Genomic DNA, 23,317 nt, shown 5'->3' on the forward strand with positions numbered 1-23,317 from the left:
TATGAATTATTTTGCCACGGCTCTTTCTATCTCCCGCAGGTTTTCCATTTTCTTGTTTCTAAGAAAGCCATTAATGTCTTCGAAGTGTTCGCGGATACGCTTGTTGCCAAATTCAAATACCTTGTTAGCCAATCCATCCAGGAAGTCCCTGTCGTGGGATACAAGTATAAGTGTACCGTCGAAAGCGCGCAAAGCATCTTTCAGAATATCTTTAGTTTTGATGTCAAGGTGGTTGGTAGGTTCGTCAAGTATAAGCAGGTTTACCGGCTGAAGCAACAATTTGATCATGGCCAGACGGGTTTTCTCACCACCAGAAAGTACTTTCACCTTCTTCTCGATGGTATCGCCACTGAACATGAAGGCTCCCAGTAAGTCTTTTACACGAGTACGGGCATCACCTATGGCAATTTCGTCAATGGTTTGGAAAACAGTTAGCTCACCATCCAGTAACGAGGCCTGGTTCTGGGCAAAGTAGCCCACCATGCAATTGTGACCCAATTGTAGTTTACCGTCAAAGTCGATCTCGCCCATAATGGCTTTTACCAGTGTAGATTTACCCTCGCCGTTTTTACCCACAAAAGCAATTTTCTCGCCACGCTCAATGGTAAGCGAAGCGTCTTTGAACACGGTATAATCGCCATACTTTTTGGTCAACTCTTCAGCAATAACAGGGTAGTTACCGGAACGTGGCGCCGGCGGAAATTTCAGGTTCAGGGCAGAAGTATCTACTTCGTCTACCTCCACCAGTTCCATCTTCTCCAGCATCTTCACCCGCGACTGTACCTGTAATGTTTTAGAATAGGTGCCTTTAAAGCGATCAATAAACGTCTGAATCTCTGCAATTTCTTTCTGCTGGTCGTCGTACTGCTTTTGCTGCTGCTCACGGCGTTCTTTGCGCAGCTGCAGGTATTGGCTGTACGGTACTTTGTAGTCGTAAATTCGGCCCATTGTTACTTCAATGGTACGGTTGGTAATGTTGTCTACAAAGGTCTTGTCGTGCGAAATCACGATCACCGCCTTTGCATTGTTTACCAAGAACTCCTCTAGCCACTGAATAGACTCAATGTCGAGGTGGTTGGTAGGCTCGTCGAGTAGGATCAGGTCTGGCTGCTGCAACAGAATTTTGGCCAACTCGATGCGCATGCGCCAGCCACCGCTGAACTCGTTGGTTGGGCGTGTAAAGTCCTCTCTGCTAAAGCCAAGTCCTTTTAGCGTTTTCTCTACCTCTGCATCAAAGTTGATTTCTTCGATAGAGTAGTACTTCTCCCCTAGCTCCGATACCTGCTCAATGATCTTATAGTATTCGTCTGAATCATAATCGGTGCGGGTTTCAAGTTCTGCGTTCAGGGCGTCCATCTGCTTTTTCATGTCCAGCACTTTGGCAAAGGCTTTGGATGCTTCTTCAAACACGGTGCAGTTATCCTCAGTCAGCAGGTGCTGTGGCAGATAGGCGATTACAGCATCTTTGGGTGCCGAAACTTTACCGCGCGTAGGCTTACTTACACCTGCAATAATTTTAAGCAGGGTAGATTTGCCCGCTCCGTTTTTTCCCATCAGGGCTATTCGGTCGTTTTCGTTTATATTAAAGGCAACATTGCTGAACAGCGCCGCCCCATTAAACTCCACGCTTACCGCATCAACTGAAATCATATCTTAAATTTTAAAGCTGCAAAGATAAAGGAATTCCGGTTGCATGTATGATTTGGCGTGAACCAGAATTTATACTTGAGAGGTAAACTTACTAAGCAAGCATTGAGTTCATACTTCTGATCTAAAAGCTTTTATAATTGAACTCAAGTTGGAATAACCATATTAGTTGAAGTCTTTTATATTTGGGTTACTCCTGGAATGATTCTTATAAGGGGAAAATATAAGATAAAACTTTATCTAGTTTGAGTGTAAAGCATACGCTTCAGGTGCAGTTAGGATAAGCTTAATATTTAATCAGGAAAAAGAATATGAACTCGCGCCAGCGAAAAGAGAGATTAAAATCAACCTTGCCTATAGGGTCTCCGAGTTTGTTTGTGCTGCTCATTGATGTTCAATAAGCCACCCTTAACAGCATTTAAGAGTTCGCTCTCCTGAAAAGGCTTGGTGATATAATCGTCTGCTCCGGCCTCGATCCCCTCCCGGATGTTTTCACTTTTCGATTTAGCTGACAGAAATACGAAAGGAATATCTTCAAGCTCAGGTGCCTTTTTGAACTCTTGAAGCACAGCATAACCGTCCATCAGCGGCATCATGATATCGCATACTACAATATCAGGTTTTTGCTGCAGTGCCTGCTCAATACCTGCTTTTCCATTCTCAGCTTTCAACACCTTGTAATTGGCGAGCATCAGCATTTCGGCGATGTTCTCGCGAACAAACATATTATCCTCAATAACCAATACTGTTTTCATTGCACTAAAGGTAATACTTATAGAAGGTGTTATAAAATCAACTAACTTATTAAGCGTTAGGTTCATATCGCGTACCAGGGCTACTGTATCTGGTCAGAGTTATCCGCCAGTACGAACACTAACAAATATAACCATGAGTTTTATTAATAAATGGCATATCGAACCTCGAGTAGCTTACTATTAGAGATAAAAAGTAATCTTCTTGACTAGTATCACTCCTTGCTCCGACTGGCTCATGAGTTAAAAGGCAGCCGCATATTCTACCCAACCACTTACAACAATGCCCGTTTAAGGAAGTGCTTTAGAAATCACAGTCTATACGTTGGTTTATACTTTATACTATGCCTCATATTGCCATCATCTCCTCCAGCGTGCGTACCGGCCGCAACACCCATAGGGTAGCCCTGTTTTTTGAAAAGTATATCAGCAACAGCAAACTGGCTACTTCCGAGATACTTGACCTGAAGGAGTATAACTTTCCAATCTTTGAGGAGCGGCTTAAGCACCAAGACGACCCAGCTAAGAAAACGCTTGAGTTTGCAGACAAAATAAAGAAGGCTGATGGCGTGATCATCGCAACTCCGGAATATAACGGTGGCTACCCAGCCAGCCTGAAAAACGTGGTAGACCTGTTGTACGATGAGTGGCATCGGAAGCCAATCGGTTTGGTAACGGTATCGGCCGGCGCGTTTGGTGGCACACAAGTTATGCGCGCCATACAGTTTACCCTCTGGAAAATGCATGCCTGGGTAGTGCCCGCCATGTTTCCGGTACCCAAAGTAGAGAGCAACTACGACGAACACGGCAACCCAACCGACAAAGAAGGCACCGAAAAACGCGCTCATAAATTTCTGCAGGAAATGCTGTGGTGCATAAAAGCTAAACAGAAGATGAATGATGCCTAAACCAACGTTGCTTTGTATCTACTTTTTAAGCCTATTACAGCTGCTAGTATTTACCTTGTTCTACGTAATTTCTTTATCTTTACAGAAATAATTTAGACTACTACGTACCAGATGATCCTTCATCAGAATAGCATAATAAAATTAGAGTATAACCCTGCCACAGACATTTTGGAGGTTAAGTACCCTGACCTGCAAAGATTCATACTCTTCGAGATTAAAGAAAGTCTGAAACTGATGGTAGACACTATCCGGAATTATGATGTAAAGCGCCTGTTATTAGACGCAAGCTCTACGCACATTGACATCAGCGATGAAGAGAATAGAGATCTATCAATACAATTGGCAGGCGAACTGGCACGCACACGGCTTCAGAAAGTTGCACGTATACAGCCACTAGATCCTAAAAAAGAGCAAAGGGCACAGGAAAACATAAAGCAGATCGAGAAAAACCTACCTCTGCCGTACCAACTTCGCTCTTTTAGTGAAAGAACAGTGGCATTGGAGTGGCTAAAAAGCTGAAGTCTCTAGTTTTGATTAAGTATTACAGTACATGACAACACCATACACAGCATCAGAGGACAAAATGCATGGCTCTATGTTTGTATTGCTACGCCGGTTCATAGAAAACCACCACGGTTATAGCGGCTGGGCAAACCTTACAGAGGCTGCAGGAATAGAAAACGCATCTTATCAGATGTTCGAGATGTACCCCACTTCTCACCTCTTTGCCATTTTAGAAGCAGCCGCTTCCAAAAGCGACAAAACGGCTCATGAGCTGCTAGAAAGTTATGGTGAATTTCTGGTACCTGACCTTTTGATGGTATACAAGAAGTATGTAAAACCGGAATGGCGCACCTACGAAATGCTGCTATACACTGAGCATGCCATGCATGGAGCTGTAAAATTAGAAGATAACCGCACAAACCCGCCCAAACTGCTTATAACCAAAAAAGGACCAAAACAACTTATCATTGATTACCATTCGCACCGAAAAATGGCTGCTATGGCCATCGGTATTATAAAAGGTATCGCTAAACATTACCAAGAAAGCGATTTAATAAGCGTTACGATGCTCACACCAGCAAACGCAGAACGCGTGCAAATTAAAGTGGACTTTGAGTTCTAGTTCTTTCAAGTTGCTTCAGTCATTCTACTACTTAAGTTCATCAGCGTTGCTGTACTTTGTACTTGTATAAGCCAATGAGCAGCGAGTATAACACAGGCCGCATTAGCGTATTCTTGTGCTATGCTATATAAAATATAGCTTTTTTACCTGCAGATTAAACCTTAGGCTTGAAATCATGTCTTAAAGCAGGTTTCTACAATTTGGCAAAAGCCACATTGCCCGAACTAACTATAAACTCGACGCCTTCCAAGCTTTGCGAACATCTTTTTCAAACTAAATTCTATTTGCTAATTTGCCTCATTATTGAAAATAAACTTACTGATTTTTCAAACTTAACTTACTAAACTATCTAACATGAGAAAACGCGTACAATTCCTGTTGGCGCTTTTGCTGTTTACCAGCAGCCTTACCCAGGCACAGGTAAAAAAAGACCCAGTAATAGAGAATATTATCAAAGAAGCTAACAATGACTCACACCTGGAGAAACTTGGACATGAGTTAATGGACGTGATCGGGCCTCGCCTGGTGGGCACCCCAGGTATGCAAAATGCACATAACTGGGCAGTTGACAAGTATAAAAGCTGGGGCATACCGGCTCGCAACGAAAAGTGGGGTGAGTGGCGCGGCTGGGAACGCGGCATCACACACGTAGATATGGTATCTCCTAGAGTAAAAAGCCTGGAGGCAATGCAATTAGCTTGGAGCCCTGCAACACCTGCCAAGGGTGTTACTGCTGAGGTTATCACACTACCAGATGTTCAGGATTCCGTAGCATTCCAGAAGTGGTTGCCAAATGCTAAAGGCAAGTTTGTGATGATCTCGATGTACCAGCCAACTGGCCGCCCTGACTACAACTGGAAAGAGTTTGCTACGCCGGAGTCTTTTGAGAAGATGAAAAAGGAGCGTGACGCACAGTCTGAGGCTTATCGCAAGAAATTAAATACTATTGGTTACAACACCCGCACCCTGCCAGTAGCACTTGAGAAAGCTGGCGCAGCAGGTATTATCATGAGCAACTGGAGCAGCGGCTTTGGTGTGAACAAGATCTTTAGTGCGTATACTAAGAAAATCCCTACTGTTGATGTTGCCCTGGAAGACTACGGCATGCTATATCGCTTAGCTGAGAACGGTTCTAAACCAAAGATAAAAGTAGTAGCAGAGTCTAAACATGCTAAGAACCCTGTACCTACTTTTAACACGATTGCCGAAATAAAAGGAACTGAGAAGCCTGAAGAGTATGTGATGCTTTCTGCCCACTTCGATTCATGGGACGGCGGTACTGGCGCTACAGACAACGGCACGGGTACTATTATGATGATGGAGGTAATGCGCATTCTGAAGGAAGTATACCCTAACCCTAAGCGAACCATACTTGTGGGCCACTGGGGCAGCGAAGAGCAGGGCTTGAATGGGTCACGCGCTTTTGTAGAAGATCACCCGGAAGTTGTAAAAAATATTCAGGCATTATTTAACCAGGACAACGGTACTGGCCGCGTGGCCAACATTTCGGGTCAGGGCTTCCTGCACTCGTATGATTACCTAGGCCGTTGGTTAAATGCTGTACCTCGCAACATCACCAGCTCCATCGAAACCACATTCCCGGGCACACCTGGCGGTGGTGGCTCTGATCATGCCTCATTTGTGGCGGCCGGCGCTCCTGCTTTCTCGCTAAGCTCGCTAAGCTGGTCTTATGGCAACTATACTTGGCACACCAACCGCGACACGTATGATAAGATCGTATTTGATGATGTACGCAGCAATGTTATACTTGCGGCTATACTTGCTTACATGGCCAGCGAAGACCCTGAGTCTACATCACGTGAGAAGAGCGTGCTTCCAATAAATTCAAGAACTGGTGAGCCAATGCCATGGCCGCAGGTTAGACCAGCTACCCGCAAAGGTGGTGTAGAATAATACTCAGTAGCATGAGATTCAAAAGATAAGGAGCTCATACTCTTATAGAAAAGCCGCTTAAGTTTATACTTAGGCGGCTTTTCGTTTTAACTCCCTCCCCAAACATACTTACTTTTGGCCTGTTAAGGCAATACCTATACAACAGAAGGCTTACTACGTACAAGCACAAAGTATAAATTAGTAACAACACAATGGAAGATAAAACAAACCAGGAAGAGAAGTATGAATTGGCCACCTTTGCCGGCGGCTGTTTTTGGTGCATGGTAAAGCCTTTTCATCAGTGGGATGGCGTGATAAAAGTCCTGTCTGGCTACACAGGCGGCCATACCGAGAATCCCACCTACAAAGAAGTATGCTCCGATACCACCGGCCATTACGAAGCAGTGCAGATAACCTATGACCCAAGTATAATTTCTTACAAAGAGATACTGGAGGTATTTTGGGAGCAGATAGACCCTACCGACCCGGGAGGGCAATTCGGCGACAGGGGCTCATCTTACCAGACAGCCATTTTTTACCACACCGAAGAGCAGAAAAAGCAGGCAGAGGATTCTAAAAAGGAACTTGAGGAAAGCAAACGTTTTAGTGGTTCCATTGTAACGCCCATACTACCAGCTCAGAAGTTCTGGCCAGCCGAAGAGTACCACCAGGATTACTACCAAAAGAACCCGAGCCACTACAAAATGTACAGCATTGGCTCTGGGCGTGTAGGCTTTATAGAAAAGCACTGGCGCGACAAGAAAAAAGCCTAGCCGGGGCAAGAAGCAAAGTATAGATTAAACTATAATCCCATACTTTTGTTGAGGAGTATGACAAGTAACAATACTTTTAAAATGACAAAACAGAAGATTAAAATAGACATTGTTTCCGATATTAATTGCCCGTGGTGCTATGTAGGTGAGAAGCGCCTGGAAAAGGCCATTGAAGCCACAGAGGGTAAGTATGAGTTTGATATTAGCTTTAAGCCTTTTGAACTGAATGCCAACATACCCCAGGAAGGCCAGGATAAGACTGAGTACTTTAAGAATGCCTACGGCCCAAGTATACTTTCGCAGTTAGGTGCTATGAACCAACGCATGACTGAAACAGGTGCAGAGGTAGGTATAAAATTTGATTTTGATAAGTCTACGACGGTAAATAATACCTTTAATGGCCACAGGTTAATCTGGCTGGCTGGTGAGTGTGGCGTGCAGGGAAAGGTAGCAGAGGCATTGTTCTATAGCTACTTTACCGAAGGTAACAACATGAACGATACCGTTCTTCTAACCAAAATTGGATTGGAAAACGGTATTCCTGCTGAGAAGCTGGAAGGCTTTTTTCAAAGTGAGGCCGGAAAAAAAGAGGTGCGTGAGATGGAGCAGTGGGCACAGGCAGCCGGCATTACTGGAGTTCCCGCCTTTATCATCAACAACAAATACCTGATTAGCGGCGCACAGCCTGCAGAAACGTTCCTGAATGTGTTCCAGCAGGTGGCACCAAAGTTTGAGAAGGTAGAAGCTAACGGCTAAAGCTGCGGCATTGACGGCTGCTGCTAAACCTGCCTCTAAAGCTTTGAATCCCCAAGTATACCTTATGTATACTTGGGGATTTTTATTTTTCAGGCAACTGTTCAGTAACTCCCCCTACTTTTACCCTTAAAACGTTCATGTCTACTAATTAATTTGAACCTTACCAATATAAATTATAAAATATCCGTATAATTACACATTAATAGAGCGACTTATATTCTAAGAAAGGTTACTACAACAAGTTCCTCACATGTGCTGGTAGTTCCTATCCTCTGTCTCACCCCCACCTTACTATTTCTTACTATGTAAATTTCTGCACATATATGTTATGTGTGACAGCACTTTATCTCTTATTCCTGCTTATACAATTGAGCTACGACTATACTTTGAAAACTTTCTCACTTTAAACTATATAAACCATGAATTTAAATGTATACCTCCGTTCCGTGCTATTTTTCGCAACAGCACTATTTTTCCTTTCCTCCTGTTCAGATCAGCTAGATGAAGTTCAACCGAATGAAAGCCTTAACGCAGCCTTAGAGCAGAATGCCTCTGATAACAGCATGACCACAACCTCTGTTACTTTTACTGCTACGGCTATGATAGCCAGCTGTCATGGCGAGAACATCAGGTTTACAGGAATCATCGAAAACAGAGTAAAAAGATCTGTTAGTGCTAGTGGTCAGGATCATTACTTCCGTCAGTTCACTGTAAGAGGTATGGTTGGCACAGGCCTTACCACAGGAATCATATATGACGTAGTGGGTGGCGCTGAAATGTTCAGCATCAAAAATCCTGTCTTTGTAAATGGCTCACTCAGCCTGCCAGCCAGTATAACAGAAAGTGATATCTTAATACACAGAGGCACACTTGTTTTTGTTAGTAAAACAGATGGTAGTCGTGTAGTAGCCCGTCATATCATCACCAAGAATCCTGGAAAAGGAGTTATGGAGAATACATGGGACTGTGGAGGAAACTAATGTTGATTTTACCCATAGCAATACTAACCTTCCAGAGCAGTTTTAGAAGCACACTAGCCATATAGAGAAAGGCCGCTGAAGATTTATACTTCAGCGGCCTTTCTCTATATGATCGATTAATTAGAAGTTCCTTGCCTGAACCGGCATATCCTCTAGCTGGGCATAATTAAGCTTCCATTCACCGTCCTCGCCTTTTTTCCAGATAAGAGTGTAGTTACCTTCTCCTGTTCCGTGAGGCTCCTGTGGTCCGGCTGGCAATACGTCTACTGTAAATGTACCGGCACCGTAAGCCAGGTTTTCATCTACGGCAGAGCTCACGTTGCTCAAACGTAGGTTGTTAATGGTATTAATGGTTTCGCGTACCCAACGGTTCGACACATCTGACTTTCCTCTTAAGTGCATTTCTCCCTGCAGGAACTGTACATCCTCTCCCATCATCGAGATCACCTTTTCAGAGTCTTTGCTATTCCAGGCACTAATAAAGTCCTGGTTAAGTTTCTGCACATCCATTTCTTCTTTGCTGCTATCGCAAGCTACCAGGAAGGCAAACATGAGTATAAATGTTATATAACTAAACGGTTTCATGATCCTAAAATTTAGATATGTTGATGTTTTCAATTTTGCATATACACGTAAGATTTTGAATAAAGGTGCATGTGCTTTAAAGAAAAAGACCAAGTGCCGGGCACTTGGTCTTTATATAAGGTAGAGATCCAATTACCAGCTTTTTACTCTATATTCTGAAGTATAATATGGCTTAGATGGGTCACCGTAATATGGGTTAAGCACATAGCCAGACGTAAACAGTACTTCGTTGCTGTTATCAGCATAAGCCATTGTAGCTGGCTCTGGTGCTGCAGGGGTAACAGCTGCTTTTCTTGCTTTTCTTGCCGGAGCAGAAGATCTTGTAGAGGCTGCTGCTTTATAATCGTTTGATCTCTCGATCACGGCGATACGCTCAGCTGCTGCGGCGGCTTCTTCTTTCTTACGCTTGTTGTCGATTATTTTACCAACACCATAACCGGCACCGGCACCAACAACACCACCAACAACACCGCCTACTACACGGTTACGCTTATGTATAATGGCACCCGCTGCACCACCTGTGGCTGCACCAATAACGGCACCTTTAGCTTGCGGACTCCACTTCTTTCTCTCCTGCGCCTGTGATGAGCTGCTCATCACTATAAACATCAAAAATGTAAGGCTCAATACTAAACTAATCTTTTTCATGACGATTCATTTTAAATAATGAAACTGATACTAACTGATTAGGCATTTTGCAACATGCGTGCCAAGAGCAGCTAAATTGTAGAAGATTTTTTCTAAAAAGGCTTTAAAACATATATAACTTATTCTTAATCAGAGACAAAATTTTTAACATAGCATATATATGCGAGTATAGCCTCTCTATCCATTTTATCTAAGCCGATGTATTTACTTGTATTTTAAGACCTTCCGTTATAATTAAACAATGCTCACATTTAGTAAACTATTTCTGCCCTTGCGTTTTCTATGAAAGCTATACCAGCACTCCACTCTTTATAGTACCTAATCTTGCTAAAGTCTATAGTACTCTTGCTTTTGATAGCGAACTGCCGGGGCAACAGTGATAAGCTTAGGCTAGAAAGCTAGAATTTTGAGAAGGAAATAACTCAGGAACAGAACCTGGTGTTTACATTTAATAAAGACCTAGTAGGCGACTCGCTGCTGAACTAATGGGATACCACAGCCTATCTGCAAATAAGGCCCTAGGTAGCCGGCAAGTATAAATGTACAGCGTCAAAAGAGTTGGTTTGTCTCCGGATAAGCCGTTTATCCCCGCCACAGATTTCAGGGTGGAGTTATGCGAGAACTTGCTTATACACTCTCCTGCTAAGTATAAAATACTGGCGGGCAAGGCATTACCTTTCATACGCCCTACTTAAAAGTACAACAGGCAAAAGGTTATTGGGTGGATAACGAAAACAAACCAAACAAACTTGAGGCAAGTTTGCTACTCGATTTTAATTACCCTGTGCTGTTTCAGGAGTTGCAGAAGCATTTACAAGTTTATGCCGGTAACAAAGAACTACCTATAAAACTAACCAGCGGCAACCGCGACAACATCACCATCTACTAACAGTAACCTAAGTGAGCTAATTAAGTGTAAAACTTTACTCCAGAAGCACTGGCTTTAACACTTTACTAAACTGAACTGTCACTTTTGTGCCGCTGTCTGTATCCACTTCCATGTCACCATCCAGTTGTTTTAAGAGTGAACTGATCAGGTCCAGGCCAAATGTCTTCTTTTTGCCATCGTTTTGCATGCCTGGGCCATTGTCGCTGATCTGTAACAGGAACTTATCCTCCGCAGCTGCTAGCTTAATGTGGAGTAGTGGCTCATCCACATCCGCGTAAGCATACTTAAAAGCATTTGTTATCAACTCGTTGCAGATAAGCCCCACAGGTATGGCAGCTTCCACGTTCATCCAGATAGGTTCTACGTCATACTCCAACATATCCTCATCAAATTCATTGCTATAGGTAAACATGATGGTCTCCGTTAGGTCTTTGATGTAATCGGGCATGTAAATCTCCGTGGCATTATCATTCTGGTACAGCCGCTGGTGTATGAGAATCATGGAAAGCAACCTGTTTTTGCCTTCAAGCAGGGCCCTTCTGGCATTGTCGTCGGATATGGCATAAGCCTGCAGGTTTAGCAGGCTACTTACCACCTGCAGGTTGTTTTTTACCCGGTGGTTGAGTTCGCGCAACAGTATGTTTATGTGCTCGTTGCGCTCGTTGGCTACTTTAACAGAAGCTTCCAGCTCATGGGTTTTCTCCTCCAAGCGCTTTTGCTGGCTCAGTATCTGCTCGTTTAGAGCCAGCAGCTGGTTATTCTGCTCCACCACCTTTTGCCGCTCTAAATAATAGCTCTTCCGGAATGTAACAATGACTATGGTCGTGTAAAACATCGAATACAGCATGGTTACGCCATAGTCTATCATTCTCTCTTCTTTAGAGTCGTAGGGCAACACCCAACCCGGATTGTAGAACTCCAACACCAGCAGCAAGAGCAGATCTGTGTACATGATGCCAAACACCCAATACTGGTACCTTGGCGGCACCATCAGCAGGAAAATGTTCAGCAACATGATAATGAGGTAAAACAGGTTACCATCTATGCCACCGTTGTAAAAGTGCATGACACTGAGCAAGCCCAGCGAGGCAAACACATAGCAGAAAATCAGGCTAACAGAAAATACTTTCCTGATACGGGAAGCAAAGTACAAACCAGCAGAAATAACGGCTCCGGCTAAACTTAGCCAGACAGTTGCCAGAGGCAAACCTATCAGGTAATTGGCTATAGCCCCTACAATGGCAAATGTAGTTATAAAGAAACTGGAGATGTTAAAGATGCGGTGCTCCAGCCGGAAGATCTGGCTATCACCGGTAATAACCCGGACATACTTTTTAACTTGCTGCATACCTATGCCTAGGCTTTTATCCATTTTAGTTTAACAGCCATAGCAATAAGCTCTGAGCTTGTTTTCAGCTCGAATTTACGGAGCAGGTTTCGGCGGTGTGTTCTTACCGTATTCTCACTGATAAATAACTTCTCAGCTATTTCGCGGCTCTTGTAACCTGCCGCCATACAGCGCACAATGTCCATTTCACGGTCCGATGGCCGCTGGTCCTTTCCGTTAGCGGATACATCTGCCTGTGCACGTAGCGCCATTTTAACAGCTACCAAAAGCTGCCGCTCTGTGAAAGGTTTCAGCACATAGGCTACCGGCTCCGTAGAAAGCGCATCGTCGAGTGTCTGTTGCCCAGAGTAGGCGGTTAAGTAAATGACCGGGATAGGCTCTATCTTTTGCAGCTCTTTTACAATCAAGTGGCCCTCATAAGATCCAAATAAATTCAGGTCGCTGATGATTAGGCTTACAGAGGTTGTCTGGCAAAAATCAATGGCATCGGCCCGGTTATTTGTGATGGCAACATCTTCATACCCCGCTGCACGCAGCACAGATGAAATATGTTCGGCAACAAGCTGTTCGTCCTCAATTATTAAGATGTTTTGTTTCATAACTTTTAAGGGCAAAGAGATATGAGATGGTTAGTAATAACAGGAGGAGCCACAAAAGCACACTTCCACCTAAACATCGTACAATATAGATATTCAGCTTATACTATAGAAATATTATCTATACTTTATTTTATACAGCTAAATCCGGAGCACTTGGGCGAACTGAGACAGAGGTATAGCTGAACTATAGCATAAAATCCATTTAAACCGGGTAGTGCCAGAATTTCAGCCGCGGTGTACCTGCAAAAAAAATCACTCATACTACCAAGAGCAGCATGAGTGATCGTATAAGTATAAATTTAAAGGAAGCAGTTACATAAAATCAGGCTACTGCACTTCTATCTCTCCGTGTGTATAGTGCTGGTAATCTTTAACTATCGTTTTCAGGAAGTCCCAGTCAGACATGTCGGTTTGGATGCCGGTGATTTCTTTTACGCGCAGAGCAACTTTCTCGAGCAGTTCATAGTTCTGGTGCTCCTGCGCCTTAGAAACCAATTTACGAACCTGTGCCAGGTCCTGGTCGCTGAGCAAGTTAACCTCCGGGAACACAATCTTATAGTCCTCCTCTATTTGCATTAGTTCTGGTGCTCTTCTTTTTACGGCTCGGGTGCGGATAACACAGGTACCGGCCGCCATATCGCCGAGGCGCTGGCCTTTTCCGCTTGCGGCTACCGCTACCACAGCTACTATTCCACTCGAAATACCCATATCTACCAACCTAAAAATCCAACGAAGCAGGTAATCGCCAACGGTTGGAGAATTGCCATTCAATTTAATTACTTTAATGTCGCGGGCTCTTTTGCCTATACTTTGTCCGTTTAAAAATATCTCGCAAAGCAAGTGGTAGAAAAGTAGGGGCAGGTATACTAATACCATCAACACTACTAAGCCTGCACCGCCATCCTGCATCCAGTTTCCAAACGCAAATACCATTACGATGGCCAAGGCCCATACCATCATCACTACCCCGTCAATAATGGTTGCCAGAATCCTGTCGCCTACACTTGCCAGCGGGTACTCTACTTCTACGTTCTGTGTTGTCTGTATTTTTACTGTATTCATCTGAGAAAAAAGTTTGCTTTCTTTTATTTACATCCCAAGATATATATATTTGGTATATAACACAACACACACCGTACCGTGCGCGAGGCAGTCTTTATCCGAAAAAACAAACTTAAGTGGAAATCCTACGAATCACAGGCCGGCACCAGCCCTGATGCGCTGGCCGACAGGTTTATAGAGTTGACAGATGACCTGGCCTATGCCCGCACGTTCTACCCCGAATCGGAAACTACCGGTTACCTGAACAGCCTTGCCGGCAAAACGCACCAGGCCATTTACCGAAACAAAAAAGTAAAGCAAAACAGGTTTTATACTTTCTGGAAGTATGAACTGCCTTACCTGATGCGCCAGCACCACCGCCAACTGTTTTATGCCTTTGTGGTTTTTGCCGTGGCCTTTGGCTTGGGCGCTCTGTCTGCCGCCCTCGACGATACGTTTGTAAGACTTATACTTGGCGACAGCTACGTAAACCAAACGCTGCAGAACATCCGCAACGGCGACCCGATGGCTGTGTACAAAAGCCAGGGCGAGGCCGAGATGTTCCTCATGATTACTATAAATAACGTTAAGGTTTCTTTCATGGCCTTTGCGCTGGGGGTGTTTTTCTCGCTTGGCACTTTCTGGGTGTTGTTCAGCAATGGCATCATGGTGGGGGCTTTCCAGTTCTTTTTTTACAAGCAAGGGCTGTTGCTAACTTCTGTGCTTACTATCTGGATACACGGCACGCTGGAGATATCGGCTATTGTACTGGCTGGAACCGCCGGTTTTGTGATGGGCAATAGCCTGCTTTTCCCAAAAACGTATTCGCGCTTGCACTCCTTTAAACAAGGGGCCAGAAGAGGGCTTAAAATTGTGGTGGGGCTCGTGCCTATCTTTATCACCGCAGGTTTTTTAGAAGGATTTGTTACGCGGCACACCGAAATGCCAATGACGCTCAGCCTGTTCATTATACTTTCGTCGGCAGCTTTCATTATCTATTACTTTATACTTTACCCACGCTTACTGCACAATCGCCATGTACCAAACGAGTAAAAAAATCAACCTGCGCGAAGAACGCGACTTCGGAGAGAAGCTTAACGCTACGTTCCATTTTATTAAATCCAATTTTAAGCCGCTCTTCAGGGTGCTGCTGCTTTATGTAACACCAATTGCACTGGTGGCAGGCATTTTTTCTGGTTTATACCAGGCACGTCTTTTCCAGAGCATTACAGGCACCGGCGACTACAACACTTTTGGCGAGTATACATTCTTTAACCAGATCACCTCCCTTAACTACCTGGTTATGCTGTTCTTCACGGTGCTGGGCTACATTTTTGTGTCGCTTACGGTGTATAGTTTTATGGTGGTGTACATGGATGAGGACGAAGAAGTAACGCCTCCTGCCGTTTGGCAGCACATTAAAGCCAACCTACTACAAGGCATATATGCCGGCACCTTGATTGGTGTGGTTTGTTTCTTTAGCTTCTTTTTATTGGGCTTGGGTATTTATCTGGCAGTGGTGTTCTCCCTGTTCTTTGTTGTGATGGTGCGCGAAGAGTTAGGGGTGATAGACAGCCTGGAACGTTGTTTTTACCTGATCAAGCGTAACTGGTGGGCCACCTTCGGCTTTATACTTATCGTGGCCTTTATACAAGGCATGATCGGTTACCTGGCTGCTTTGCCAGTAGGCATTATTACAGTTTTGCGTGTTCTGGAGGTGCCTGGTATGGATAGCGATATACTGCTTGTATTCGGCAACACACTATCATCAGTGCTCAACATTTACATTTCAACCATTACAGTTGTTGCTGTGGGATTTCAGTACTTTAACCTGGTCGAGAAAAAAGACGGGGTTGGCCTGATGGCGCAGGTGGGCCAGATTGGCAACCGCAACAGCCATACATTTAGCAATGAGGGTGAGTTTTAGGCATCTTTTCTTAACCATACTTATACTTTGCCTGCCGTTTGGTGTTGGCCAGGTTGCCTGTGCCCAAACCCCTGATAGTATTCCGGAGGCCACCTCTCCCATAAACGTGCGGCCATTTGAGCAGGAAAAGCTAAAGCAACTGCAGGCCAGCAAAGAGTTTGAATACTTTGAAGAAGTAAAGCCAGACGAAACGTTTCTGGAGAGGCTCTGGCGAAAGTTTAAGCAATGGCTACGTGATGTGATCTTCAATGGTCAGTCAAGCACTTTGTGGGAATACCTGATCTACGCAGTTCTGGCAGGTGCCATTTTACTAGTGATCATCAAAATACAGGGTATTGATATCGGCAGCCTGTTGGGCAAAAAAGCAGTGGCCAGCGAAATGCCTTACGAGGTGTATGAGGAGAACATTCATGAGATGGATATCAACGGGCTGATAGAAGAAGCTATCCAGCAACGTGATTTTCGTAAAGCCATACGCCTGCACTACCTGCAAAGCCTTAAAAACCTGACCAACCACGGTTTTATACTTTGGAAGCCGGGTAAGACTAACCGCAGTTACATTAACGAGATAAAAGCCACAGACCTGCGCCATGAGTTTGAGCAACTTACCAGCATGTTCGAGTATGTGTGGTACGGTGGTGCCGCCCTCGGCGACGAGCTTTTTACTTCTGCAAGGGCAGAGTTTATACTTTTCGATAAACAATTAAACCAGTACGCATGAAAGGCTACCGTAGCTATATTGCCCTGATCGTGGTGCTTTTCGGTGCCTTGGTGCTGCTGGAGTATTTACGCCCTAAGCCCGTAGACTGGACGCATTCATACTCCAGGGTAGACAAGATTCCTTTTGGCACCTACGCCCTGTACGAACTAATGCCAGGCATATTTCCGGGCAAGCCAGTACAGGAAGTGCGGGAGCCTATCTACAACCTGCTACAGAGCGACAAGATCAACGGCAACTACGTATTCATCAACAGTTATTTTGAAGCCGATAGCGTAGACACCAATGCGTTGCTGGACTTCGTGGACAGAGGCAACCAAGTTTTTATTGCTGCAGAAGGTTTCTCCGTTTTTCTGGCAGATACCCTACAGTTTGAAACTGAGGATTTAGGCAGCACCTCCCCCGACTCTACAAGCATTTACTTTACCAGCCAGCCCAAGCGCAAAGTTTATACTTACCCTAAAAACATAGAGCCAACTTACCTGCTGGCAAATAAAAAAGCTGGCCACGTAGTGTTAGGTCGCAACAGAGCAGGATACATCAACTTTATAAAAGTGCCCTTTGGCAAAGGCTGGTTTTACATTAATACTGCACCGCTGGCCTTTACCAATTATCAACTCATCACTTTAAAGCAGAGTGAGTATGCTGCTACGGCTCTGTCGCATTTGCCGGTGCAACCTGTTTACTGGGACGAATACCAAAAGGTAGGCCGCGTAGAAGACCAGTCGGTGTTTCGGGTACTGATGCGGCACGAGCCACTTACATGGGCCTACTATGTAGCGCTGGCAAGTATGATTCTGTTCCTGCTGTTTAAGAGCAAGCGTACGCAGCGCGTTATTCCGGTAATCGAACCGCCGCGCAACACCACCCTCGACTTTGTGAAGGCGATCAGCAGTTTATACTTTAACAACGGCGACCATAAGAACATAGCTGAGAAAAAGATAGCCTATTTTATGGAGCACCTGCGTCTGCACCATCACATTACCACCAACACCTGGAACGAGGAACTGCAAGAAAAAATAGTTGCGAAAACAGGAGCCGACGAAGCCCTCATAGCTAACATTTTCAACCTGGTAAACAGCATCTGGCAGAGCAACAGCATTGGGGCGCAAACCCTTATAATGCTCAATAATTATTTAGAAGATTTTTACAGACAAACGGCCATTAAGCCAAAGGCCCACGCATAAGTATGGAAGAAGAAGTATTAATAACCGCACAAGAAAACAAAACGGATTACAGCGCCCTGCGCGAAGCAACTAATCGAATAAAAGCAGAGCTGCGCCAGGTAATTGTTGGCCAGGAAAGCCTGATAGAATTGCTGTTGGTAGCCATGTTGTCGGAAGGCCACGTGCTGATAGAAGGTGTACCAGGCATTGCCAAAACGTTAACAGCCAAGCTGCTTGCCCGCACTGTGCAGGTGGATTTTAGCCGCATTCAGTTTACGCCGGATCTTATGCCCTCTGATGTGTTGGGAACCTCTGTTTTCCACCCGGGCACTGCCTCTTTCGATTACAAGCGTGGTCCTATTTTCTCAAATATTGTGTTGATAGATGAGATAAACCGTGCCCCAGCCAAAACGCAGGCCTCTTTATTTGAGGTGATGGAAGAGCAGCACGTGACACACGATGGAAAGGTTTATACGTTAGCTTCTCCGTTTACTGTACTGGCCACCCAAAACCCGATTGAGCAGGAAGGCACCTACCGTCTGCCAGAAGCACAACTGGACCGTTTCATGTTCAAAATTCTGGTAGAGTACCCAAGCCTAGAGGAAGAGATTGCTATACTTGAGCTACAGCACAAAGGCGAAAAGCTAAAGCGCGACCTTGATTGTGTAAAGCCTGTGCTTTCTGCCGAGGAACTGGTGTCGCTGCGTGAGGCGGTGCAACATGTGCACCTGGACAAAAAGCTGCTGGAGTACATTGCCCAGATCGTTGGCGAAACACGCTCCAATAAATCGTTATACTTAGGAGCCTCACCGCGTGCCTCCATTGCTTTGCTTAACAGCGCCAAAGCCCTTGCCGCCCTGCGTGGCCGTGGCTTCGTTACCCCGGAAGATGTGCAGGAACTGGCCCCGGTAGTACTACGCCACCGCGTGCTGCTGACTCCGGAACGCGAAATGGAAGGCCTTATACCAGACGACGTGATCAAGCAGATCATTCAGAAAATCGAGGTGCCGAGATAACGTAGTTCATTCCCCTACCCCCTTCAAAGGGGACCTTCACTAGTGTAAGTATGCAATCTTTACATTTGCTGAAAAAGTCCCCCATTGAAGGGGGTAGGGGGATGACAAACGGCTGCTAAGCTCAAAGATGATGCAACGATAGAAGCCTTCAATTAATGAAACTTAAACTTACAAATTCCTAGTGCAGTTCATCCGCAGTCTATACTTCACCAACCGCCTATACTTCAGCCTGGCAGCTTTAGTCAGCCTGTTTGTAGTGGCATTCTTTATACCGATGCTGCTGATCATTGCCAAAGTGGCATTTGGTGTGCTGCTGCTGCTCACCCTCCTCGACCTGCTTATGCTGTACCGCAGCAAAGAAGGCATATACGCCAGCCGCAGCATGCAGGAAAAACTATCGAATGGCAGCGACAACGATGTTTACCTGTACCTGGAGAACAAGTATAACTTTGCCGTAGATGCCGAAGTGATAGACGAATTGCCTTTCCAGTTTCAGCGTCGCGATACTGTTTTTGAGGCGCACATACCAGCCGGACGTACGCACATCATCCATTATACTATCAGGCCAACTAAGCGTGGCAGCTACAATTTCGGAGCCATCAATGTGTTTGCCATGGGTAAGTTTGCCTTGGTTAAGCGCCGCTACAAATTTGCCCAGGATCAGGAAGTGCCGGTGTACCCATCTTTTATCCAGATGCGGCAGTATGAGCTGATGGCCATCTCGAACCGCCTGCACGAGTTTGGGGTAAAAAAAGTGCGCCGACTTGGCCACAGTTCTGAGTTTGAGCAGATCCGGCCATACGTTGCCGGCGACGACCAGCGCACCATTAACTGGAAAGCCACTGCCCGCAAAGCCGACCTAATGGTAAACAGCTACCAGGACGAGAAATCGCAGCAAGTATATGCCCTGATAGACAAAGGCCGGGTAATGCAAATGCCGTTCGAAGGCCTTACGTTGCTGGATTACGCCATCAATGCCTCGCTGGTAATCTCTAACATTGCCATCAAAAAACATGATAAAGCAGGCCTGATCACCTTCTCCAACAACATCAGTAATATCTTGCCGGCACAGCGCAAGGCCGACCAGATACGGCACATCATGGAGTTGCTCTATAACCAGAAAACCAAGTACCAGGAAACTGATTACGAACGCCTGTATGCCACCATCCGGCACACAATAAAGCAGCGTAGCCTGCTCCTGCTGTTCACCAACTTCGAAACACTTAACGGTGCGCAACGCCAGCTGCCTTACTTACGCGCCATGGCCAAGCACCATTTGCTAGTGGTTATCTTCTTCGAAAACACCGAACTGTATGCTGAGCTGCACAAACCCGCCACCAACACCGAAGAAGTATACACCAAGGCCATAGCCCAGAAATTCGACTACGACAAACGCCAGATCGTGAAGCAACTGCAGCAGCACGGCATCCACGCCATACTTACTCCGCCTAAGGATCTGACGGTGAATACGATTAATAAGTATCTGGAATTGAAGGCGCGAGGATTGATATAGAATATTTTATAAAGAACTTAAGCTGAGATCAGCCTTTAAAGCAGAGGTTATACTTTAGTAGAAAGTCACTACAGCTTACTGGGTACTGTCATTTCGAACGCATGTGAGAAATCTGGAGCATTTTACAGTCCCGCAATATTTCAGATTTCTCACATGCGTTCGAAATGACAAAATAGTGTATCTAAGGTAGCGTGGGTTTGCACCCGCGTCTTATTATAGTATCGGATTTGCAATCCACTGGGCCAGAGGCCCACATTATAACCAGTCACGAGCGTAGACGCTCGCGCCATGAACCTTCTCTTCCCTGCTGCATCCCACCAATATTTTTCAGACCTTTGCAGCAGATGACTACCACAGCATTACTTCACCGTTTACCTGATTTGCCTGTAAAGGAGGCGCTGCCGCAACTGCTGGCCGCCCTCGACAGCCATACCCGCGTGGTACTAGAGGCGCCTCCCGGAGCCGGTAAAACTACATTGGTACCGCTGGCTTTGCTGGAAGCGTCTTGGCGGAGCGGCGGTAAGATACTGGTGTTGGAGCCCCGCCGATTGGCTACACGTGCTGCAGCACAACGCATGTCGGATATACTTTCGGAGCCGGTTGGGCAAACGGTGGGTTATTGGGTGCGGATGGAGCATGTGGTGTCGGCAAAGACGCAGGTAGAGGTGGTAACCGAAGGTATTCTTACCCGCCTGCTGCAGGAAGACCCGGCTCTGGAAGGAATTTCCGCTATCATTTTCGACGAATTTCATGAACGCAACCTGCAGGGCGATTTAGGCTTGGCACTTGCCCTGGATGCACAGGCAGTACTTCGGCCCGACCTGCGCATTATGGTGATGAGTGCCACCCTGGATGCCGCTGCCATAGCTAAATGGCTGGATGCGCCGGTGGTGCAAAGTATGGGACGGCAATACCCGGTAGAAACAAACTACTTATCAAACGCAGAGGTAGCGGCAGCCAGTACTCGTCCGGCACAACGGTTAGTAAATTTAGTACCGAAGGCTATCAAGCAGGCGCTGGAGCAGGAACCGGAGGGTGACATACTTGTATTCCTGCCGGGCATGGGCGAAATTCGAAAAGTAGCCGAACAACTGGAAGGAAGGCTGGCATCAAGTATAGACCTGCACATCCTGCACGGCGACCTGACCTTATCAAAACAGTTAGCAGCCATACAACCCGCTCCGCAAGGCAGACGAAAAGTTGTACTAGCAACAAGTATAGCAGAAACCAGCTTAACCATAGAAGGCGTTAAAATTGTAATTGACGGAGGATTTGCCCGTGTACCCAAGTTTGTTCCGCGTACCGGACTTACCACGCTTGTAACTATACCTGTTTCCAAAGCTGCTGCCGATCAACGCAGAGGACGCGCTGGCCGACTTGGTCCCGGCATCTGTTACCGCTTGTGGTCTACTGCCGACCAGTTGCAGCTGCCAGAGAATCAAACACCTGAAATCTGCGAGGCCGACTTAACAGGTGTTGCTTTGGAACTTGCCATCTGGGGAGTAAAAGACGCAAATGATCTTAAATGGCTCGACATCCCCCCAGCTGCGGCTCTTTCGCTGGCCCGCGACTTGCTGCTGCGCCTGGAGGCTATTAACGACGCAGGAAATTCCACCGCACACGGTAAAGCCATTGCCTCCATGGGTCTAACACCTCGCCTGAGCCACCTTGTAATTCGCGGGCGTGAGCTTGGCTATACTTCCACAGCTTGTGCACTGGCTGCCTTGCTGTCTGAGAAAGATGTTATCAAGCCTGTGCAGCAAGCATGGTCTGAGCCACTACCCGATCTGCAAGCGCGCCTGGAGTTACTGGTAGGCAAAAGGCCATACTTGCCCGGTTTTGTGGTGGACGAGAACGCGCTGCGCCGGGTAAAAGAACAGTCACAGCACCTGCGCCAGCGTTTGCGTGAACCTAATGCTGCTTTAAATCATGAAGCAGTTGGTATACTTACCGCCCTCGCCTACCCTGATCGAATTGCTCAACTGGAAGCTTCCGGACGTGTGCGTTTGGTAACAGGCCAACGAGTTGCCTTACAAACTGAACTGTTCGGAGAGGAAGCTTTTTATAGTATAGCTCACCTGGAGATCGGCGCTAAACCACATGCTCTACTCGCTGCCCCGCTCTCTAAAGCAGAAATCCTTAAATACTTTGGCGATCAAACCGAAACAGTAGATGAGGTAAGGTGGGAAGAGGCAACTGCCCGTGTGGTGGCCAGAAGTATAACACGTTTGGGAGCATTGGTACTGGATGAAAAGCAGCAGCCAAAGCCTGATCCGGAACAGATCGCTGATGCGCTTTTTCAGGCACTTCAGGAGAAAGGCGTAGCACGTCTGCCCTGGTCTGACGAGGCCATTAAAACCCGCAGCAGGCTGATGTTTCTGCACAACTTAGCTCCTGAAAACTGGCCTGATGCATCGGATGAGGCGCTGCAACAAGGTATGGAAGTATGGCTACGCCCACATCTTTCCGGCCTGCGGTCTCTGGATCAGGTAACACGACTGGATTTTAATGAAGCGTTGCTGTCGGAATTGAGTTGGGAACAGCGCCAGGAAATGGACAGACTTGCCCCTACACATTTACAGGTTCCAAGTGGCTCCAGAATTGCCATAGATTATTCGGATGCCACCACGCCAGTACTTGCGGTAAGGCTGCAAGAGGTGTTTGGTATGCTGGAAACACCAAAAATAGGTGGCGGCAAAGTACCTGTACTCATGCACCTGCTCTCCCCTGCCTCACGCCCCGTACAAGTTACCCGCGACCTGCACAGCTTCTGGAACACTGGCTATTTTGATGTGCGCAAAGACCTAAGAGGCCGTTACCCTAAGCACCATTGGCCTGATAACCCACTGGAAGCGCAGGCAACCAGGGGTACCAAGAAGCGGCCGCTGTAATCAGTTTCTATAGTACCGGGTCCAACCACCCCTTTATCCCCTCAGAGCTACGCTCGCTAGTTTCGAACTCTCGTTCTCACTAGTCCAAGGCGGGGAATTTATACTTACCACTTATTCTGCCACTCAAGTAGTTCAAGCTTT

General features: G+C 46.0%; 22 protein-coding genes. 15 read left to right on the plus strand and 7 right to left on the minus strand.

Translation table 11 applies throughout. The features are described 5' to 3' along the window. Nucleotides 1-6: 6 nt before the first annotated feature. Both H8S84_RS16920 and H8S84_RS16925 read right to left on the minus strand, forming a co-directional pair. The gene (locus tag H8S84_RS16920; protein ID WP_187068548.1) at nt 7-1,650 is read right to left on the minus strand and encodes an ABC-F family ATP-binding cassette domain-containing protein; all 1,644 of its coding nucleotides are present in this window, start codon (nt 1,648-1,650) and stop codon (nt 7-9) included. 341 nt (nt 1,651-1,991) lie between these two features. Further along, nucleotides 1,992-2,402 carry a response regulator transcription factor gene (locus tag H8S84_RS16925; RefSeq protein ID WP_187068549.1) on the minus strand — a complete coding sequence of 137 codons (411 nt, stop codon included), beginning with the start codon at nt 2,400-2,402 and terminating at the stop codon, nt 1,992-1,994. Nucleotides 2,403-2,743: 341 nt separating this feature from the next. Between H8S84_RS16925 and H8S84_RS16930 the strand changes: the two genes are divergently transcribed. The 7 genes from H8S84_RS16930 to H8S84_RS16960 all read left to right on the plus strand — a co-directional run bounded on the left by H8S84_RS16930 (nt 2,744) and on the right by H8S84_RS16960 (nt 8,835). Beyond that, a complete protein-coding gene (locus H8S84_RS16930; protein ID WP_187068550.1) occupies nt 2,744-3,307 on the plus strand; it encodes an NADPH-dependent FMN reductase in 564 nt (187 codons plus the stop codon). A 111-nt stretch (nt 3,308-3,418) separates the two neighbouring features. Beyond that, nucleotides 3,419-3,826: a hypothetical protein gene (locus H8S84_RS16935; protein WP_187068551.1), complete on the plus strand. Its 408-nt coding sequence runs from the start codon at nt 3,419-3,421 to the stop codon at nt 3,824-3,826. A 31-nt stretch (nt 3,827-3,857) separates the two neighbouring features. After that, nucleotides 3,858-4,433 (plus strand): heme NO-binding domain-containing protein, encoded by a 576-nt coding sequence (locus H8S84_RS16940; protein WP_187068552.1) that lies wholly within the window; start codon nt 3,858-3,860, stop codon nt 4,431-4,433. Between the two features lie 354 nt (nt 4,434-4,787). Next, a complete protein-coding gene (locus H8S84_RS16945) occupies nt 4,788-6,347 on the plus strand; it encodes a M20/M25/M40 family metallo-hydrolase (RefSeq protein ID WP_187068553.1) in 1,560 nt (519 codons plus the stop codon). Between the two features lie 191 nt (nt 6,348-6,538). Then, on the plus strand, nt 6,539-7,099 hold the full coding sequence (msrA, locus tag H8S84_RS16950) for a peptide-methionine (S)-S-oxide reductase MsrA (protein WP_187068554.1): 561 nt from the start codon (nt 6,539-6,541) through the stop codon (nt 7,097-7,099). Nucleotides 7,100-7,180: 81 nt separating this feature from the next. Continuing rightward, a complete protein-coding gene (locus H8S84_RS16955; RefSeq protein ID WP_187068555.1) occupies nt 7,181-7,855 on the plus strand; it encodes a DsbA family oxidoreductase in 675 nt (224 codons plus the stop codon). Between the two features lie 419 nt (nt 7,856-8,274). After that, nucleotides 8,275-8,835 carry a hypothetical protein gene (locus tag H8S84_RS16960; RefSeq protein WP_187068556.1) on the plus strand — a complete coding sequence of 187 codons (561 nt, stop codon included), beginning with the start codon at nt 8,275-8,277 and terminating at the stop codon, nt 8,833-8,835. Between the two features lie 120 nt (nt 8,836-8,955). On the opposite strand, the gene H8S84_RS16965 is transcribed toward H8S84_RS16960, so the two are convergent. Then, nucleotides 8,956-9,420, minus strand: a complete 465-nt coding sequence (locus tag H8S84_RS16965) for a YybH family protein (protein ID WP_187068557.1) — start codon at nt 9,418-9,420, stop codon at nt 8,956-8,958. A 132-nt stretch (nt 9,421-9,552) separates the two neighbouring features. Then, nucleotides 9,553-10,068 carry a glycine zipper 2TM domain-containing protein gene (locus H8S84_RS16970; RefSeq protein ID WP_187068558.1) on the minus strand — a complete coding sequence of 172 codons (516 nt, stop codon included), beginning with the start codon at nt 10,066-10,068 and terminating at the stop codon, nt 9,553-9,555. Nucleotides 10,069-10,789: 721 nt separating this feature from the next. Here H8S84_RS16970 and H8S84_RS16975 point away from each other — a divergent pair. After that, complete coding sequence (locus H8S84_RS16975; protein WP_187068559.1) at nt 10,790-10,957, plus strand: hypothetical protein; 168 nt, start codon at nt 10,790-10,792, stop codon at nt 10,955-10,957. A 34-nt stretch (nt 10,958-10,991) separates the two neighbouring features. Here H8S84_RS16975 and H8S84_RS16980 read toward each other — a convergent pair whose 3' ends face one another. The 3 genes from H8S84_RS16980 to H8S84_RS16990 form a co-directional block, all read right to left on the minus strand. Next, on the minus strand, nt 10,992-12,329 hold the full coding sequence (locus tag H8S84_RS16980) for a sensor histidine kinase (protein ID WP_187068560.1): 1,338 nt from the start codon (nt 12,327-12,329) through the stop codon (nt 10,992-10,994). Next, nucleotides 12,314-12,904 carry a response regulator transcription factor gene (locus H8S84_RS16985; protein WP_187068561.1) on the minus strand — a complete coding sequence of 197 codons (591 nt, stop codon included), beginning with the start codon at nt 12,902-12,904 and terminating at the stop codon, nt 12,314-12,316. The genes H8S84_RS16980 and H8S84_RS16985 overlap by 16 nt, the downstream gene beginning before the upstream one ends. Nucleotides 12,905-13,231: 327 nt before the next feature. Continuing rightward, nucleotides 13,232-13,966, minus strand: coding sequence for an RDD family protein (locus tag H8S84_RS16990; RefSeq protein ID WP_187068562.1), 735 nt, complete (start codon nt 13,964-13,966; stop codon nt 13,232-13,234). 78 nt (nt 13,967-14,044) lie between these two features. On the opposite strand from H8S84_RS16990, the gene H8S84_RS16995 reads away from it, so the two are divergent. The 7 genes from H8S84_RS16995 to hrpB all read left to right on the plus strand — a co-directional run bounded on the left by H8S84_RS16995 (nt 14,045) and on the right by hrpB (nt 23,176). Beyond that, entirely contained in the window at nt 14,045-14,998 is a 954-nt protein-coding gene (locus H8S84_RS16995; protein WP_187068563.1) for a stage II sporulation protein M, read from the plus strand. Further along, nucleotides 14,982-15,872, plus strand: coding sequence for a hypothetical protein (locus H8S84_RS17000; protein ID WP_187068564.1), 891 nt, complete (start codon nt 14,982-14,984; stop codon nt 15,870-15,872). The genes H8S84_RS16995 and H8S84_RS17000 overlap by 17 nt, the downstream gene beginning before the upstream one ends. After that, nucleotides 15,856-16,593 carry a DUF4129 domain-containing protein gene (locus tag H8S84_RS17005; protein ID WP_187068565.1) on the plus strand — a complete coding sequence of 246 codons (738 nt, stop codon included), beginning with the start codon at nt 15,856-15,858 and terminating at the stop codon, nt 16,591-16,593. The genes H8S84_RS17000 and H8S84_RS17005 overlap by 17 nt, the downstream gene beginning before the upstream one ends. Then, entirely contained in the window at nt 16,590-17,777 is a 1,188-nt protein-coding gene (locus H8S84_RS17010) for a DUF4350 domain-containing protein (RefSeq protein WP_187068566.1), read from the plus strand. Before H8S84_RS17005 ends, H8S84_RS17010 begins: the two co-directional genes overlap by 4 nt. 2 nt (nt 17,778-17,779) lie before the next feature. Next, nucleotides 17,780-18,772: an AAA family ATPase gene (locus tag H8S84_RS17015; RefSeq protein ID WP_187068567.1), complete on the plus strand. Its 993-nt coding sequence runs from the start codon at nt 17,780-17,782 to the stop codon at nt 18,770-18,772. A gap of 181 nt (nt 18,773-18,953) precedes the next feature. Continuing rightward, nucleotides 18,954-20,285 (plus strand): DUF58 domain-containing protein, encoded by a 1,332-nt coding sequence (locus H8S84_RS17020; protein WP_187068568.1) that lies wholly within the window; start codon nt 18,954-18,956, stop codon nt 20,283-20,285. A gap of 344 nt (nt 20,286-20,629) precedes the next feature. Further along, nucleotides 20,630-23,176, plus strand: a complete 2,547-nt coding sequence (gene hrpB, locus H8S84_RS17025) for an ATP-dependent helicase HrpB (protein ID WP_187068569.1) — start codon at nt 20,630-20,632, stop codon at nt 23,174-23,176. Nucleotides 23,177-23,317 lie beyond the last annotated feature (141 nt).

This window comes from Pontibacter cellulosilyticus (genome assembly GCF_014306105.1).
Classification (GTDB): domain Bacteria; phylum Bacteroidota; class Bacteroidia; order Cytophagales; family Hymenobacteraceae; genus Pontibacter; species Pontibacter cellulosilyticus.